This is a genomic window from Microcystis sp. LEGE 08355, assembly GCF_015207185.1.
GTDB lineage: Bacteria > Cyanobacteriota > Cyanobacteriia > Cyanobacteriales > Microcystaceae > Microcystis > Microcystis panniformis.
In genome coordinates this window covers 1-1,310 of record NZ_JADEXI010000888.1, presented here as the reverse complement: position 1 = coordinate 1,310, position 1,310 = coordinate 1, and the positions used below count along the sequence as shown (strand labels likewise).

Sequence of the window (1,310 nt, the reverse complement as noted above, 5' to 3'; positions counted from 1 at the left end):
GATGCCTAATTCTCGTAATTTTGCCGCTAATTTTTCCTTAGCTTGTCGTTCTTGTTCTTTTTCTAAAAGAGCCTGTTCTTTTTCTAAAAGAGCCTGTTCTTTTGCCTGTCGTTCCTGTTCCTTTTCTGAAAGAATCTGTTCCTTTTCTAAAAGGAACTGTTCCTTAGCTTGTCGTTCTTGTTCTTTTTCTAAAAGAGCCTGTTCTTTTTCTAAAAGAGCCTGTTCCTTTGCCTGTCGTTCTTGTTCCTTTTCTGAAAGAATCTGTTCCTTTTCTAAAAGAATCTGTTCCTTTTCTAAAAGAATCTGTTTCTTTGCTTGTCTTTGCTGTAATTCAGCTTCTTGGGGAGTGGGAACCAATTGACCATCGACGGTAAAATAACGCAGTTTCCGGTCAAATATGCCTAAATATAATCCTAACTCTTCACTCCAGAGATAACCCTGCTCATTGGCAGAAATAGCTTGATATTGTCCCTCAATTAGTCTAAATCCCTGCCATTCTAAGGTATTAGGATCGAACCAAAAATAATTAGGAGTGCGAAAAGTATTTTGGTAGAGAATTTTCTTTTTAGTTCGGTCAATATTGGCCGTAGAATCGGAGAGAATCTCGACGATTACATTGGGATATTTTCCCTGTTCTCCCCAAACCACCCAACTTTTGCGGGGACGTTTTTCTGTATCTAAAACCACAAAAAAATCAGGACCACAGAAATCGCGCTTTTTCAGTTGTTCTTCGTTATAGTAGATAGTCAGATTACCAGAAGCGTAGTAATCGTTTTTCTCTTGCCATAATAATTCTAGACAACTGAGAAGAATTATGATCTGTTGCAGGTGTAAATCACTTTCCAAGGGTGGTTCATCACTCCATAAATCGGTGGGGGGACAGGTGACTTCTGGTAAAATGTCGAGAGTTGTCATAGTTTTTCCCCTGGCTGGGACATTGCTCTAATTATAACAGCTATGAGAAATTATCAATTAGGAATTAGGAATGGGGAATTTTAACTGGCTAAATTGTCTGGGGATTGATGCCTAATTCTCGTAATTTTGCCGCTAATTTTTCCTTAGCTTGTCGTTCTTGTTCTTTTTCTAAAAGAGCCTGTTCTTTTTCTAAAAGAGCCTGTTCTTTTGCCTGTCGTTCCTGTTCCTTTTCTAAAAGAATCTGTTCCCTTTCTAAAAGAATCTGTTCCTTTGCTTGTCTTTGCTGTAATTCAGCTTCTTGGGGAGTGGGAACCAATTGACCATCGACGGTAAAATAACGCAGTTTCCGGTCAAATATGCCTAAATATAATCCTAACTCTTCACTCCAGAGATAA

At 38.5% G+C, this 1,310-nt stretch carries 2 pseudogenes; both read right to left on the bottom strand.

From position 1 onward, the window contains the following. Window positions 1-132: 132 nt before the first annotated feature. Window positions 133-915: pseudogene (locus IQ242_RS24985) on the bottom strand (Uma2 family endonuclease); the annotation flags it as partial. An 88-nt stretch (window positions 916-1,003) separates the two neighbouring features. Beyond that, window positions 1,004-1,310 (bottom strand): annotated as a pseudogene (locus IQ242_RS24980) (Uma2 family endonuclease); the annotation flags it as partial.